We start from the raw sequence: 14841 nt of genomic DNA on the forward strand, positions 1-14841 counted from the left end.
GTCTGAAATCAGTCTGATGTATCGGTTTCGGCGGTTTTTTTCGGCTGCCGCCAAAGCACCCAGACTTTCAGCCGCCGGTAGGATTCTTTGTCCGTCATGTCGGGCATGATGCATTGGCGGACGGTTTTGCCGCCGATGTCCCATTGTAAGAATAAGGCATAAGGCGTAACCATACTGCTGCCCGCCAGTGCCGCCGCTGTTTTGTCTTTGCCGGATACGATTTCCGCCCGCCCGTCTCGGTCGATAATGACGGAGGTTACGGCATGGCGGTTTTTCAGGTTTGTAATCCGCAGCGAGTGGATGAAACTTGCAAGCAGTGCCGACAGGCCTAACCACATCATCCAGCCGTAAAACCAAGTCAGGCAGACGGCAAGGGAGGCGGCGTGGAGCGATATGGTCAGGATGTTCAGAATGCGGGACGGCTTCAATGCCGTCTGAAAGGCGCGCATGGCGTTACATCATATTGTCGAACACGGGCGTGATGTTCAAATCCGCTTCTTCCATGTCTAAAACCATATCGTGGATTTCGATGTCGAAAAATTCCCAAAACGCCTTCAGCCCCATATCTTGCGGCCATTTGTCTTTATCGATGTCCCAACCTGCCAGCTCCGCTTCAAAAATCTGGCGGTAGCGTTCGTCGAAGTAGGAAACGACGGCTTCCGGTTCGTCGAACTGCGGAACGAGGAAGACGGAACAGTTGGCACGAAGCTGCTCTATGGTTAGGTCGGGCATATTTTCGTCGGTGCTTTTGAGCCATTCCAAAAAGTGCGCGGTCGGCTTGAGGACGACGGCGGTGCGGTCAACAAAATACATGGTTTTCTTTCTCAATCATCTTGCGGTGTCGGGCTATGCCGTCTGAACGTTCGGTTTTCAGACGGTATGGCATCAGTGGGTCATGACCTGTTGCAGGAACTGCTTGGCGCGTTCGTGTTTCGGGTTGGTGAAAAACGCTTCCGGCGTTTCGTCTTCGAGGATTTTCCCTTTATCGACAAAAAGCACCCGGTCGGCAACTTCGCGGGCAAAACCCATTTCGTGGGTTACGCACATCATGGTCATGCCGCTTTCTGCCAAGTCTTTCATGACTTTTAATACCTCGCCGACCATTTCGGGGTCGAGTGCGGAGGTCGGTTCGTCAAACAACATCACGCGCGGTTCCATCGCCAACCCGCGCGCAATCGCCACGCGTTGCTGCTGGCCGCCGGAAAGTTGGGACGGGAAGGCGTCTTTTTTGTGTGCCAGTCCGACGCGTTCCAAAAGTTCCATCGCTTTTTTCTCCGCCTGTTCCGCATTTTGACCTTTAACCTTCATCGGTGCGAGGGTGATGTTTTCCAATACGGTCAGGTGGGGGTAGAGGTTGAAGCCTTGGAATACGAAGCCGACTTCTTCGCGGATTTTGTTCAAATCGGTTTTGGGGTCGGCAACGTTGACACCGTCCACCCAAATCTCGCCGCTTTCAATGCTTTCGAGCTGGTTGACGGTGCGGATGAGTGTGGATTTGCCGCTGCCCGAAGGCCCGCAGACGACGACCACTTCGCCTTTTTTGATTTCCAAGTTCACGCCGTTGATGACGTGCAGGTCTTTGAAATGTTTGTGTACGTTTTTGAATTTAATCATAGTGTCCATTCTTTTCAGGCAGTCTGAATCTGTCTGACTGATTAAGGGTAAAACTTATTCAAATCGGCAACCAATTTGGTTAACTCTTCCTGATTCGGCTTATTCATGCTCCGATAAACTTTGACGTAGCCTTTGTCGTTTTTCATATTCACGACATAGATGACGAAACGTGTGCCGTTGAATCCTTTTTCCGCATCGCAGGTGTAGTACGTCACACCCCTGCTTTCCGCTTTTTCCAGTACGCAGTCGTTTTTGCGGTAGCCTTGCTCCTTCGCTATCCAATCCCGCTCAAATGAAGCCCTGTACGCGTCCGGCACGCGGACTTGGTCGACCAATAAATCATGATCGGGATTTTGGGAATAACCGTAATGGAAAATGGCATTTGAACCGTTTAATTGCGCCTCCAGCATTTGATAACGCCGGTTTTGGAAAAACGCATCGTTCGGGTTCATGCAGGCAGTTAAAAGAAAAGTCAGGAGTGCGGCTGTGTATTTCATGGTTTGTTCACTCGGGCGGTTAAAAGAAAAGTCAGGGGTACGGTTGTGTATTTTATGGTTTATGCTTTTATAAACAGTTATAAACGGTTTCAATGCGGCTTGCCGGTAATTCAACGCACGAAATTCCGTTTGCACATCATATGGTTTTCAATATTGGCTTTGGCATCTTTTTCATCCCAAACCTGCAATTCCCACGGATAGTAGAAATTGCTGCTGTTTTTGAAATAAATGTGTATGCCGATATAGCCGCCCGCATCGCGCAAATATCAGTTTTTCAAGCCGTGTTCTGTTTTCCAGTCGTCAAGTTTTTCCAAAATTCCGACAACTGTTTCAGACGGCCAAATCAGCCGCGCGCCAGATAGCGGCTGATTTTATCATGTATGCTTTCTGCGGTTTTCACGCGGTAGAAAAAGTCTATGCCGCGCGTGTCGGCAAAGGCTAAATAATCGTTAACCGCTTCGTGCAAATTAAGGCGGTAAGACAAAATATGTTCGGTCGGAACGTTTTTGAGCGTGTGGCTCAAATTGATTTTCCGCACTTTGCCGGTTTCAAAATAATCCTGCGAATATTGTGCATGCAGGCGGTTGATTTCGCGGATTAAACGTTCGGTTTTTTGCAGGTTGCCTTCCATTTCCGCCACCTCTTTTCAGACGGCCTTGCCCGTCAAATAATTGCTCAACGCCACGTATTTTTCCGGCGCGATATGTTCGGCGCGGTCTTGCGGATTGATGCCGACTGTCTGCAAATCATCGTCGTCGGCAAGTTCTTTCAGGTTGTTGCGTATGGTTTTGCGACGTTGGTGGAAGGCGAGTTTCACGAGTTTGGCGAAATGCTCGAAATCGTCCGCCCTGCCGATGCGGTGTTTCACAGGAATCATACGGACGACGGCGGAATCCACTTTCGGCGCGGGGTCGAACGATTCGGGCGGTACGTCAATCAGCAGCTCCATATCGAAAAAATATTGCAGCATCACGCCCAAGCGGCCGTAGTCGTTGCTTTTCGGCGCGGCAATCATACGATCGACCACTTCTTTTTGCAGCATAAAGTGCATATCGGCGACATCGTCCGCCACTTCCGCCAGTTTGAACAGAAGCGGCGTGGAAATGTTGTAGGGCAGGTTGCCGACGATTTTCTTTTTGCCTGCGATGCCGTTGAAATCAAACTGCAATACATCGCCTTCGTGAATCACCAGTTTATCCGCAAACGGCAGCGTTTTCAGACGGCATACGATGTCGCGGTCGATTTCGACAACGTGCAGTCGGTTCAGTTTTTTCGCCAAAGGTTCGGTAATCGCCGCCAAACCCGGGCCGATTTCAATCACGACATCATCCGCCTGCGGGCGCACGGCGTTGACAATATCGCTGATAATCCGCGTGTCCTGCAAAAAATTCTGCCCGAAACGCTTGCGGGCTTTGTGTTCTTTCATCGTGTTTCCTTTTCGGTTGAAACCCCGCCCTTTAGGGCGGTAGAATCAGACTCTATTTGGGAGGGGCGTAACTCCTTCCAAATCAGGATGGCACATAGGGCGGTGCTTTATGTGTCGTCCTGTGTGTTGAAACATAAATGTGTTTACAGTATCCGTTTGATGTCGGCATTGTAACCGAAAACGGCAGGGCGTGATAATGCTGTTTGAAGGCTTGCCGTGTTTGGCGGTTTGGTGCAAAAACCGGCTGTCTGCCGTTTTGCCTGTTGGAGGATTGAACGTGTCTGAAAATATGCTTGAAATCGAAACCCATCCCTTCGATCCCGTGTTGCCGCCGAAGGCTGCGGTCATGATGATGGGGACGTTTCCGCCCAAGGAAGACAAACGCGCGATGCAGTTTCATTATCCGAATTTCCAAAACGATATGTGGCGCGTTTACGGGCTGGTGTTTTTCGGCGATGCGGATTATTTCAAAGTGCCGTCCAACGGGGAGGCTGCGCACTCTGAAAAAGCGTTTGACGCGGAGAAAATCAAAACGTTTTTGCACGAACGGGGGATTGCGTCCTGCCCGACCGTGTTGAAGGCGGTACGTCAGCACGGCAATGCGTCCGACAAGTTTTTAAAGGTAGTCGAAACCGTCGATTTGGCGGCAGTGTTGGCGAAAATACCAGACTGCCGCCATATTTGTACGACAGGCGGCAAGGCGACGGAAATCCTGCTCGATATTCAGGGCGGCGGCATTAAAATGCCGAAAACGGGCGAAACCGTGCCGTTTCCGTTTGCCGGACGGGATTTGACGCTGACGCGCCTGCCTTCGACTTCGCGTGCCTATCCTTTGAGTTTGGTGAAAAAAGCGGCGGCGTATCGGGCGTTTTTCGAAATGGCGGGCTTGTGTGAAAAGCAGTTATAATTGCCGGCAATTTCCCGTTCAGACGGCATGTTTGAAAAAACGGAAATGCCGTCTGAAAACCTGAAGTACAAGGAAGAATCCGATGAAGAATTACCACGCGCCCGACGAGAAGGGCTTTTTCGGCGAACACGGCGGGCTGTTCGTATCCGAGACCCTGATTCCCGCTTTGAAAGAGCTGGAACAGGCCTACAACGAAGCGAAAAACGATCCTGAATTTTGGGCGGAGTTCCGCCGCGATTTGAAACATTATGTCGGCAGGCCCAGCCCCGTTTACCACGCCGCGCGGTTGTCCGAACATCTGGGCGGCGCGCAAATCTGGTTGAAGCGCGAAGACTTGAACCACACCGGCGCGCACAAGGTAAACAACACCATCGGTCAGGCATTGCTTGCCCGCCGTATGGGTAAAAAACGCGTCATCGCCGAAACCGGCGCGGGTCAGCACGGCGTGGCTTCCGCCACCGTCGCCGCCCGCTTCGGCATGACTTGCGACGTGTACATGGGCTCGGACGACATCCAGCGCCAAATGCCCAACGTGTTCCGCATGAAATTATTGGGCGCAAACGTGGTCAGCGTCGACAGCGGCAGCCGCACGCTGAAAGACGCGATGAACGAAGCCATGCGCGAATGGGTTGCCCGCGTGGACGACACGTTCTACATCATCGGCACCGCCGCCGGCCCCGCGCCGTATCCCGAAATGGTGCGCGATTTCCAATGCGTCATCGGCAATGAAGCCAAAGAACAAATGTTGGAAGCCATCGGCCGCCAACCCGACGTTGCCGTTGCCTGCGTGGGTGGTGGCTCAAACGCCATCGGTTTGTTCTACCCCTATATCGAAGAAGAAAACGTACGTTTGGTCGGCGTGGAAGCCGGCGGTTTGGGCGTGGATACCCCCGACCACGCCGCGCCGATTACCAGCAAAGCCCCCATCGGCGTATTGCACGGCTTCCGCAGCTACCTGATGCAGGACGAAAACGGTCAAGTCTTGGGGACACACTCCGTTTCCGCAGGCTTGGACTACCCCGGCATCGGCCCGGAACACAGCCATTTGAACGACATCAACCGCGTGGAATACACCGTCGCCAAAGACGACGAAGCACTCGAAGCCTTTGATTTGCTCTGTCGTTTTGAGGGCATTATTCCTGCGCTGGAATCCAGCCATGCCGTTGCTTGGGCGGTGAAAAATGCGCCGAAAATGGGCAAAGACCAGGTGATTCTGGTCAACCTCTCCGGTCGCGGCGACAAAGACATTAATACCGTGGCGAAACTCAAAGGTATTAAACTGTAACCTTGTCCGTCTGATAAAAATGCCGTCTGAAGCCTGAGTTCAGACGGCATTTTTACGAACTTTCCTTTATGACGGTTTTTCGGATTTGCTTTATTATCCGTTTATTTTTGAAATATAGGGAGTGGGGAGACGTGTTCCGTCGTTGGTTTTTGCCGTGTTGGGTTGTCGGCGTGGCAGCTTCGTTCGCACTGCCGGTTGTACCGCATTGGCTGTTTTGGTTGGCGGCTTTTGCGGTTTTTGCTGTGTCTGCAAGGCGGTTTGGATTTGCCGGTTTGATGTTGTGTGTTTTGGCGGGTGCTGCCTACGGTGTGTTCAGGACGGAGGCGGCATTGTCTTCCCAATGGCGGGCGGAGGTGGTTTCGGGTGTGCCGTTAACGGTGGAAGTGGCAGATATGCCGAGTTCGGACGGGCGGAGCGTCCGTTTTGCGGCAAAGGCCGTAGACAGCGAGGGACGGCGGTTTGACTTGTTGCTGTCTGATTATAAGCAACGTGAGTGGACGGTCGGGAGCAAGTGGCGGATAACGGCGCGCGTGCGCCCTGTCGTAGGAGAATTGAACCTGAGGGGACTGAACCGTGAGGCGTGGGCATTATCCAACGGGATAGGCGGCGTGGGGACGGTCGGTGCGGACAGGGTTTTGCTGCATGACGGAAGCGGTTGGGGGATTGCGGTTTGGCGCAGCCGCATCAGCCGCAATTGGCAGCAGGCGGATACGGACGGCGGGCTTTCAGACGGCATTGGGCTGATGCGCGCGTTGAGTGTGGGCGAACAGTCGGCATTGCGCCCCGAATTGTGGCAGGCGTTCCGACCGTTGGGGCTGACTCATCTGGTCAGTATCTCGGGTTTGCACGTTACGATGGTGGCGGTACTGTTTGCGTGGCTGGCGAAGCAGCTGCTTGCCTGTTCCCCACGCCTTCCTGCCCGGCCGCGCGTGTGGGTTTTGGCGGCGGGGTGTGCGGGCGCGCTGTTTTACGCGCTGCTTGCCGGTTTTTCCGTGCCGACGCAGCGCAGTGTTTTGATGTTGGCGGCGTTTGCGTGGGCGTGGCGCAGGGGAAGATTGTCGGCGTGGGCGACGTGGTGGCAGGCGTTGGCGGCGGTGCTGCTGTTCGACCCTTTGGCGGTTTTGGGTGTGGGGACTTGGCTGTCTTTCGGTTTGGTGGCGGCACTGATATGGGCGTGTTCGGGGCGTTTGCACGAGGGGAAACGGCAAACTGCTTTGCGCGGGCAGTGGGCGGCTTCGGTGTTGTCGGTGGTTTTGCTCGGTTATCTGTTTGCTTCGCTGCCTTTAATCAGCCCTTTGGTCAATGCGGCAGCGATTCCGTGGTTTTCTTGGGTATTGACGCCGCTGGCGTTGCTGGGTTCGGTTTTTCCGTTTGAGCCGCTTCAGCAGGCGGGGGCATTTTGGGCGGAATACACTTTGCGGTTTTTGGTGTGGCTTGCCGATGTGTCGCCCGAGTTTGCCGTTGCCACCGCACCTTTGCCGCTGTTGGTTTTGGCGGTGTGTGCCGCTTTGATGTTGCTGCTGCCGCGCGGCTTGGGTTTGCGTCCGTGGGCAGTGTTGCTGTTGGCAGGGTTTGTGTTTTACCGTCCGCCCGGCGTGCCGGAAAATGAGGCTGCGGTTACGGTTTGGGATGCGGGGCAGGGCTTGTCAGTGTCGGTTCAGACGGCAAATCATCATCTTTTGTTTGACACCGGAACTGCATCGGCGGCGCAGACGGGGATTGTGCCGAGTTTGAATGCGGCGGGTGTCCGCCGTTTGGACAAGCTGGTTCTGTCGCATCACGACAGCGACCACGACGGCGGTTTTCAGGCAGTCGGCAAGATACCGAACGGCGGGATTTATGCCGGACAGCCGGAATTTTATGAGGGGGCGCGGCATTGTGCGGAACAGCGTTGGCAATGGGACGGCGTGGATTTCGAGTTTTTGATGCCGTCTGAACGCAAAAACATCGATGATAATGGGAAAAGTTGTGTTTTGCGTGTTGTGGCCGGCGGTGCGGCTTTGCTGGTAACCGGAGATTTGGATATGAAGGGCGAGGAAAGCCTGGTCGGCAAGTATGGAGGCAACCTGTACAGCCAGGTGTTGGTGTTGGGACATCACGGCAGCAATACGTCCTCGTCGGGCGTGTTCCTCAATGCCGTCTCGCCCGAATATGCCGTTGCTTCAAGCGGTTATGCCAACGCCTACAAACATCCGACCGAAGCGGTACAGAACCGTGTCCGCGCACACGGCATCAAACTGCTGCGTACCGATTTGTCGGGCGCGCTGCAATTCGGCTTGGGACGCGGCGGCGTGAAGGCTCAACGTTTGAGAGGGTATAAATTCTATTGGCAGAAAAAACCGTTTGAGTGAATGGGAAGGCTGGTGCCGGAACGGAAAATGTCGTCTAAAAGGACTTCAGACGGCATTTTGGCGTTAACGCCGGTTCGTGCCGGCAAGGCATATCGTTTGATTTTCAGTGTGCGTCAAAAACAGAAAGGGCATTGCCGTTAACGGTAGGGAGAACCGTTGGGTGAGCGGAAAGGTTTGCGCCGGAACATAAAATGCCGTCTGAAACGGATTCAGACGGCATTTCGAGGATGGGCTTAATGCCAGTAACGCCACCAAGGCATATCGTCGGGCTGCCAGGCGTGCGTCAAAAACGGGCTTTTCGGAAAGTTGGCTTCCAAAACGCGGTGTGTGTCGGCGGCAAGCTGCGGTTTACCGAGTTTTTGGTAGGCAAGTTCCAATATGGCCAGTGATTCTTCGACATAGCGTGTATTTTGATAGCTGCCGATAATTTTTTGGGCGCGGTTGGCGGCGGCGATATATGCGCCGCGTTTCATGTAGTAACGCGCTACCGACATTTCATTGCCGCCCAAAGCATCGACCAGTTTGATCATGCGTGCGGTCGCATCAGCGGCGTATTTGCTGTTCGGGAAGCGTTGGACGAGTTCCGCAAACGCTTGGTACGCTTCGCGGTTGGCTTTCGGGTCGCGGTCGGACCAGTCTTGCGAGGCCAGTTTGTTCAAGAAAGACTGATCTTCGTTGAACAGTACCAAACCGCGCAGGTATAGCGCGTAGTCCATATTCGGGTGTTGCGGGTGAAGGCGGCGGAAGCGTTCGATTGCCGCCAGAGCTTTGTCTTTTTCATCGTCTTTATAATAGGCGTATGCGGTATCCAGTTGGGATTGCTGGGCATGGCGGCTGGTAGGGAAGCGCGATTCCAAGATTTCGTATAATTTGACAGCTCGCGTATAATTGCTGCTGTTCAGCTCGTCCTGGGCTTCGGCATAGAGTTTTTCCACACTCCAGTCTTGGGTAATCTGGGCATCTTTATCTACCGTACCTTTGGTGGCACAGGCACTCAGTGCCAAACCTAATGAAACCGTTAAAAGAATTTTTTTCATGCAGAATACTTCCTTTGATAATGAATCCGATTATAGCGATGATTCAGACTTTGTGTCAGCCCCGGAAACCGAAAACTGTATTTGTCTGACTGTTCCGCTCGAGCTTGCCGGCGGGCGGTTGGATGCGGTATTGGCAAAACTTCTGCCAGACTATTCGCGCAGCCGGTTGACATCATGGATTAGAGAAGGCGCGGTTATTGTAAACGATAAACCTTCGCAACCCAAAGACAAAATGATAGGCGGTGAGCAAATCCGTGTAACCGTCCGCCCGAGTGAGGAGAATCTGGCATTCATGCCGGAGCCTATGGATTTGGATATTGTTTACGAAGACGATACCGTCATCGTTGTCAACAAACCGGCCGGACTGGTGGTGCATCCGGCGGCGGGCAACTGGACGGGGACGCTGCTCAACGGCCTGTTGGCGCATTGCCCCGAGCTGTCCCAAATTCCGCGTGCAGGCATCGTCCACCGCCTCGACAAGGAAACCAGCGGCCTGATGGTGGTCGCCAAAACCCTGCCGGCGCAAAATTCCCTTGTGCGGCAGCTTCAAGAGCGCACGGTCAAACGCATCTACCGCGCCGTCGCCAACGGCATCGTCCCCTTTGACGGCAAAATTGAAACCCAAATCGGACGCGATCCGCACAACCGCCTGAAAATGGCGGTGGTCAAATTCGGCGGCAAGCCTGCCGTAACCCACGTCAAAGTGTTGGAACGCTATCTTGCCCACAGCTATATCGAATGTTCGCTCGAAACGGGCAGGACGCACCAAATCCGCGTCCATATGCGCGAAGCCAACCATCCGCTTGCTGCCGACCCGGTTTACGGCAACCTGCGCCACCCGTGCGGCGACACGGTGAAAGAAGCCGTTAAAAGTCTGGGCGCGCGTCAGGCATTGCACGCCTACCGCTTGAGTTTCGTCCATCCGGAAAGCGGCGAAACCGTTTCGTTTGAAGCCCCGATTCCGGACGACATATATCATTTGTTATCCGTCCTCCGTCTTGAAGCCGGTTTGGATTCGTCTTTGAGCAATGAAGAGGAATGGCAGGACAAATTCGGCGCGGACGACGACGATGATTGGAACGAAGACGACTATGATGTCAAAGTGGTTTATGTAAGGGAGTGAGGCGGCTTGAAAGGCGGGGCGAACGCAGGCAGCCGGACAATCGTCCCTGCCGATTTTAAACAAAGGCCGTCTGAAAGGGTCGGGTAGAAACCGCCGGTTTCGTTTGCCCCGTTCAGACGGTATTATGATGAAAGGCGTTTAGGGTTTTTTATGTTTACCGGCTTTGGCCGCCCAATAAGTTGCCAGCAGCGAGCCGGAGATATTGTGCCACACGCTGAACAATGCGCCCGGAACGGCAACAACCGGCGCGGCGGCAAAGTGTGCGGCGGCAAGCGCGGCGGCCAGGCCCGAGTTTTGCATACCGACTTCGATGGCCAGCGTTTTTTGTGCATCATAAGGCAGGCCGGTCCATTTGGCGGCAAAGAAGCCGAGCAGGTAGCCGATGCCGTTGTGGAGTACGACAACCGTAAAAATCAGCAGGCCACTTTCCATAATCTTGCCTTTGCTTGCCCCGACTACCGCGCCGATAATCAGCACGATGGCGGCAACGGAAACCAGCGGCAGCGTATCGGTCAGCTTTTCGGTTTTACTGCCCAAAACCTTATGGACAATCAAACCCAAAACAATGGGGAGCAAAACCATTTTGACGATGGACATCAACATACCGGCCGCTTGGATTTCCAGCATTTCACCGGCAAGCATCAGGAAGATGGCGGGAGTCAGCAATGGGGAAATCAGGGTGGAAACAGACGTAACGGCAACCGACAAAGCCACATTGCCACGCGCCAGATAGGTCATCACATTGGAAGCCGTACCGCCCGGGCAGCAGCCGACCAAAATCACGCCGACCGCGATTTCGGCAGGCAGGTTCAACAGTTTGGACAGCAGCCAGGCGGTTGCCGGCATAATGGCGAATTGAGCGATTACGCCGATGATGACAGCTTTGGGATGTTTGAACAAAATATCGAAGTCGGAAGGTTTGAGCGTCAAACCCATACCGAACATAATAATGCCCAACAGCCAAGGAATATAAGGTCCGGCCCATTTGAAGGTGTCGGGCGCGAAAAAAGCGGCAGTGGCAAAGAGCGCGGCCCAGAGGGAAAATGTTTTTCCGATAAAGCTGCTAATTTTACTGAGGATATTCATAATAATGCGTTGCGTGTTTGTTTTTAAGGGAAGGCAAGCATACACGCCTTAACCTTAATTTGCAAAATGACCGCGCCTAAACAATGCCGTCTGAAAGTGGAGATTGGTTTTCAGACGGCATCACCCGAGAGGTGTCGGAAATGGACTTTATCCCCATTCCTTTTCGGTTGAAACCCGTCTGTTTATGGCGATAGAATCTAATCGGAGGGCAGTCTCGTTCGGGCAACACGCAGTGCGGTGCTTGATGTGCCGTCCTCTGTTGAAACATATAAAGCTCGGAGAAAGTATAGTGGATTAAATTTAAACCAGTGCGGCGTTGCCTCGCCTTAGCTCAAAGAGAACGATTCTCTAAGGTGCTGAAGCACCAAGTGAATCGGTTCCGTACTATTTGTACTGTCTGCGGCTTCGTCGCCTTGTCCTGATTTAAATTTAATCCACTATATATAAGGGCATCATTCCCGCACCTGCAAGAATCCGAATCCGAACGTTTGAACAATTGAAAGCAATCCCGAATCTCCGGATTCCCGCCTGTGCGGGAATGACGAAAAAACAAGCATCCATTTGCCCCGAAGGCAGTTAATCAACCCTTTCCGCCACACACCTATTCCAATATCCAATGAAAACCATCACAGAAACCCTAAATCTTGCCCCGAAAGGCAAAAACTTCCTGACCGCCGATTGGCCCGCTCCCGCCAATGTGAAAACCCTGATTACCACGCGCAACGGCGGCGTGAGCCAAGGTGCGTATCAGAGTTTGAACCTCGGTACGCACGTCGGCGACAATCCCGAAGCCGTGCGCCGCAACCGCGAAATCGTGCAACAGCAGGTCGGATTGCCCGTTGCCTACCTCAATCAAATCCACAGTACCGTCGTCGTCAACGCTGCCGAAGCGTTGGGCGGCACACCCGATGCGGATGCTTCCGTGGACGACACGGGTAAAGCCGTCTGTGCCGTGATGACCGCCGACTGCCTGCCCGTTCTATTTTGCGACAGGGCAGGTACGGCGGTTGCCGCCGCACACGCGGGCTGGCGCGGTTTGGCGGGCGGCGTATTGCAAAACACCATTGCCGCGATGAAGGTTCCGCCCGTCGAAATGATGGCGTATCTCGGCCCCGCCATCAGTGCGGATGCGTTTGAAGTCGGACAGGATGTGTTTGATGCGTTCTGCACGCCCGTGCCCGAAGCCGCCGCCGCATTTGAAGGCATAGGCGGCGGCAAATTCCTTGCCGACCTTTACGTGCTCGCCCGCCTGATTCTGAAGCGCGAAGGCGTGGGCGGCGTATACGGCGGCACGCATTGTACGGTTTTGGAACGGGATACTTTCTTTTCCTACCGCCGCGACGGAGCGACAGGGCGTATGGCGAGCCTGATTTGGCTGGACGGCAATGCCGTCTGAACACGCCGCTGATATAATCTACCGACTTTGTGCTTTTGAGAAAGGCAAGCTATGAACAAACTGTTTCTTACTGCCGCAGTGCTGATGCTGGGCGCGTGCGGTTTCCACCTGAAAGGTGCAGACGGCATTTCTCCGCCGCTGACCTACCGGAGCTGGCACATCGAAGGCGGACAGGCATTGCGGTTTCCTTTGGAAACCGCGCTGTATCAGGCTTCGGGCAGGGTGGACGATGCTGCCGGCGCGCAGATGACCCTGCGTATAGACAGCGTTTCCCAAAACAAGGAAACCTACACCGTTACCCGCGCGGCGGCAATCAACGAATATCTTTTAATCTTGACGGTTGAAGCGCAGGTATTGAAACGCGGCGAGCCGGTCGGCAAACCGATGACCGTGTCCGTCCGCCGCGTCCTTGCCTATGCCGACAACGAAATCTTGGGCAAACAGGAAGAAGAGGCGGTGTTGTGGGCGGAAATGCGGCAGGATGCCGCCGAACAGATTGTCCGCCGCCTGACCTTTCTGAAGGCGGAATGACGTGGCGGCACATATCGGACGCATCGACACGGACGTGCCTTTGAAACCTCTGTACGTCATCCACGGCGAGGAAGAACTGTTGCGTATCGAGGCATTGGACGCATTGAGAGCGGCGGCAAAGGAACAGGGCTACCTCAACCGCGAAGCCTATACCGCCGATGCGTCTTTCGATTGGAAAGAACTGCTGCAAACCGCAGGCAGTGCGGGTCTGTTTGCCGATTTGAAGCTGTTGGAACTGCATATCCCTAACGGCAAGCCCGGCAAAACCGGCGGCGAGGCGTTGCAGGATTTTGCCGCCCGACTGCCGGAAGATACGGTAACGCTGGTTTTACTGCCCAAACTGGAGAAAACCCAGCTCCAGTCCAAATGGTTTGCAGCATTGGCGGCAAAGGGGGAAGTGTGGGAAGCCAAACCGGTCGGCGCGGCGGCTTTGCCCCAATGGATACGCGGACGGCTGGACAAAATCGGTTTGGGTATCGAGGCAGATGCATTGGCACTGTTTGCCGAGCGCGTGGAAGGCAATCTGCTGGCGGCACGTCAGGAAATCGACAAGCTTGGGCTGCTGTATCCGAAAGGACATACCGTCAATATCGATGAGGCGCAAACCGCCGTTGCCAATGTTGCCCGCTTTGACGTTTTTCAGCTTGCCGGCGCATGGATGAAGGGTGATGTGCCGCGCGTATGCAGGTTGTTGGACGGATTGCAGGAGGAAGGTGAAGAACCGGTGCTGCTTCTGTGGGCGGTTGCCGAAGACGTGCGGACGCTGATCCGGCTTGCTGCCGCCCTGAAACAGGGGCAGAGCATCCAATCCGTCCGCAACAGCCTCAGGCTTTGGGGCGACAAACAGACGCTCGCACCGCTTGCGGTCAAGCGGATTTCCGTCGTCCGCCTGCTTGACGCGCTTAAAACCTGCGCCCAAATCGACCGAATCATCAAAGGCGCGGAAGACGGCGATGCGTGGGCGGCGTTCAAACAGCTTGTCGTGTCGCTGGCGGAATAAGGCGGTAATCCCCAAAATCCGAAAATACGGTAAAATGCCGTCAATCCCGATAAATATTTGTCAACCTGTCCGAAACCGTTTCAGACGGCATGACTACCTCAATAAAGGAATATCAACCCTATGGACAATAAAACCAAACTGCGCCTCGGCGGTCTGATTCTGCTGACCACCGCCGTTTTAAGCCTGATTATCGTGCTCATCGTCGACTCCTGGCCGCTCGCCATCCTGATTGCCGCCGTCATCGTCGCCGCCGCTGCGGGCGGCTTTGTTTGGACATCCCGCCGACAGCAACGCCAGTTTATCGAACGCTTGAAAAAATTCGACATTGATCCCGAAAAAGGCAGAATCAACGAGGCAAACCTGCGCCGTATGTACCACAGCGGCGGACAACACCAAAAAGATGCGATTACCCTGATCTGCCTGTCGCAAAAATGTTCGGTGGACGAGGCGCACGCCATGTTCAAAAAACGTCCGACCCGTCAGGAAATCAATCAAATGGCGGCAAAACAGTCGCGCGGCCAGAAGCGTCCGCACCGTTAACCGCCGCAAGGCATCTTTGCACAAATGCCGTCTGAAGCCTGTTGGCGT

Annotated in this window: 15 protein-coding genes and 2 pseudogenes; 8 read left to right on the top strand and 9 right to left on the bottom strand. The window is 54.3% G+C overall.

All coding sequences use genetic code 11. The features are described from left to right. Positions 1–8: 8 nt before the first annotated feature. The 6 genes and pseudogenes from Q9I99_RS04440 to rsmA form a co-directional block, all read right to left on the bottom strand. Positions 9–449: a protein YgfX gene (locus Q9I99_RS04440; protein ID WP_301668308.1), complete on the bottom strand. Its 441-nt coding sequence runs from the start codon at positions 447–449 to the stop codon at positions 9–11. A gap of 4 nt (positions 450–453) precedes the next feature. Then, a complete protein-coding gene (locus Q9I99_RS04445; protein WP_301668307.1) occupies positions 454–813 on the bottom strand; it encodes a hypothetical protein in 360 nt (119 codons plus the stop codon). Positions 814–885: 72 nt separating this feature from the next. Then, a complete protein-coding gene (locus tag Q9I99_RS04450; protein ID WP_301668306.1) occupies positions 886–1614 on the bottom strand; it encodes an amino acid ABC transporter ATP-binding protein in 729 nt (242 codons plus the stop codon). Between the two features lie 41 nt (positions 1615–1655). Beyond that, on the bottom strand, positions 1656–2111 hold the full coding sequence (locus tag Q9I99_RS04455; protein ID WP_301668305.1) for a hypothetical protein: 456 nt from the start codon (positions 2109–2111) through the stop codon (positions 1656–1658). 110 nt (positions 2112–2221) lie between these two features. Then, positions 2222–2742: pseudogene (locus Q9I99_RS11430) on the bottom strand (nucleotidyltransferase family protein). Between the two features lie 15 nt (positions 2743–2757). Continuing rightward, positions 2758–3537 (bottom strand): 16S rRNA (adenine(1518)-N(6)/adenine(1519)-N(6))-dimethyltransferase RsmA, encoded by a 780-nt coding sequence (gene rsmA / locus Q9I99_RS04470; protein ID WP_301668304.1) that lies wholly within the window; start codon positions 3535–3537, stop codon positions 2758–2760. A 196-nt stretch (positions 3538–3733) separates the two neighbouring features. Here rsmA and Q9I99_RS04475 point away from each other — a divergent pair, with 196 nt between their 5' ends. The 3 genes from Q9I99_RS04475 to Q9I99_RS04485 all read left to right on the top strand — a co-directional run bounded on the left by Q9I99_RS04475 (position 3734) and on the right by Q9I99_RS04485 (position 8080). Continuing rightward, the gene (locus tag Q9I99_RS04475; protein ID WP_301668303.1) at positions 3734–4444 is read left to right on the top strand and encodes a uracil-DNA glycosylase family protein; all 711 of its coding nucleotides are present in this window, start codon (positions 3734–3736) and stop codon (positions 4442–4444) included. Positions 4445–4526: 82 nt separating this feature from the next. Further along, entirely contained in the window at positions 4527–5729 is a 1203-nt protein-coding gene (trpB, locus tag Q9I99_RS04480) for a tryptophan synthase subunit beta (RefSeq protein WP_301668302.1), read from the top strand. Positions 5730–5860: 131 nt separating this feature from the next. Further along, positions 5861–8080: a DNA internalization-related competence protein ComEC/Rec2 gene (locus tag Q9I99_RS04485; RefSeq protein WP_301668301.1), complete on the top strand. Its 2220-nt coding sequence runs from the start codon at positions 5861–5863 to the stop codon at positions 8078–8080. Between the two features lie 233 nt (positions 8081–8313). Here Q9I99_RS04485 and Q9I99_RS04490 read toward each other — a convergent pair whose 3' ends face one another. Beyond that, complete coding sequence (locus tag Q9I99_RS04490) at positions 8314–9117, bottom strand: outer membrane protein assembly factor BamD (protein ID WP_301668300.1); 804 nt, start codon at positions 9115–9117, stop codon at positions 8314–8316. On the opposite strand from Q9I99_RS04490, the gene rluD reads away from it, so the two are divergent. Then, positions 9116–10240 carry a 23S rRNA pseudouridine(1911/1915/1917) synthase RluD gene (gene rluD / locus Q9I99_RS04495; protein WP_301668299.1) on the top strand — a complete coding sequence of 375 codons (1125 nt, stop codon included), beginning with the start codon at positions 9116–9118 and terminating at the stop codon, positions 10238–10240. The two genes, Q9I99_RS04490 and rluD, sit on opposite strands and share 2 nt — an antisense overlap. A 138-nt stretch (positions 10241–10378) precedes the next feature. On the opposite strand, the gene Q9I99_RS04500 is transcribed toward rluD, so the two are convergent. After that, on the bottom strand, positions 10379–11326 hold the full coding sequence (locus tag Q9I99_RS04500; RefSeq protein WP_301668298.1) for a bile acid:sodium symporter family protein: 948 nt from the start codon (positions 11324–11326) through the stop codon (positions 10379–10381). Positions 11327–11544: 218 nt separating this feature from the next. Beyond that, a pseudogene (locus Q9I99_RS11555) lies at positions 11545–11768 on the bottom strand (hypothetical protein); the annotation flags it as partial. A gap of 174 nt (positions 11769–11942) precedes the next feature. Here Q9I99_RS11555 and pgeF point away from each other — a divergent pair. From pgeF to Q9I99_RS04520, 4 genes are all read left to right on the top strand, one after another. Continuing rightward, positions 11943–12722 carry a peptidoglycan editing factor PgeF gene (pgeF, locus tag Q9I99_RS04505; protein ID WP_301668297.1) on the top strand — a complete coding sequence of 260 codons (780 nt, stop codon included), beginning with the start codon at positions 11943–11945 and terminating at the stop codon, positions 12720–12722. A gap of 51 nt (positions 12723–12773) precedes the next feature. Further along, a complete protein-coding gene (locus Q9I99_RS04510) occupies positions 12774–13253 on the top strand; it encodes an LPS-assembly lipoprotein LptE (protein ID WP_301668296.1) in 480 nt (159 codons plus the stop codon). 1 nt (position 13254) lies between these two features. Then, on the top strand, positions 13255–14253 hold the full coding sequence (gene holA, locus Q9I99_RS04515; RefSeq protein ID WP_301668295.1) for a DNA polymerase III subunit delta: 999 nt from the start codon (positions 13255–13257) through the stop codon (positions 14251–14253). A gap of 120 nt (positions 14254–14373) precedes the next feature. Beyond that, the gene (locus Q9I99_RS04520) at positions 14374–14793 is read left to right on the top strand and encodes a hypothetical protein (protein WP_301668294.1); all 420 of its coding nucleotides are present in this window, start codon (positions 14374–14376) and stop codon (positions 14791–14793) included. Positions 14794–14841 lie beyond the last annotated feature (48 nt).

It is taken from the genome of Neisseria basseii (genome assembly GCF_962707005.1).
Classification (GTDB): domain Bacteria; phylum Pseudomonadota; class Gammaproteobacteria; order Burkholderiales; family Neisseriaceae; genus Neisseria; species Neisseria bergeri.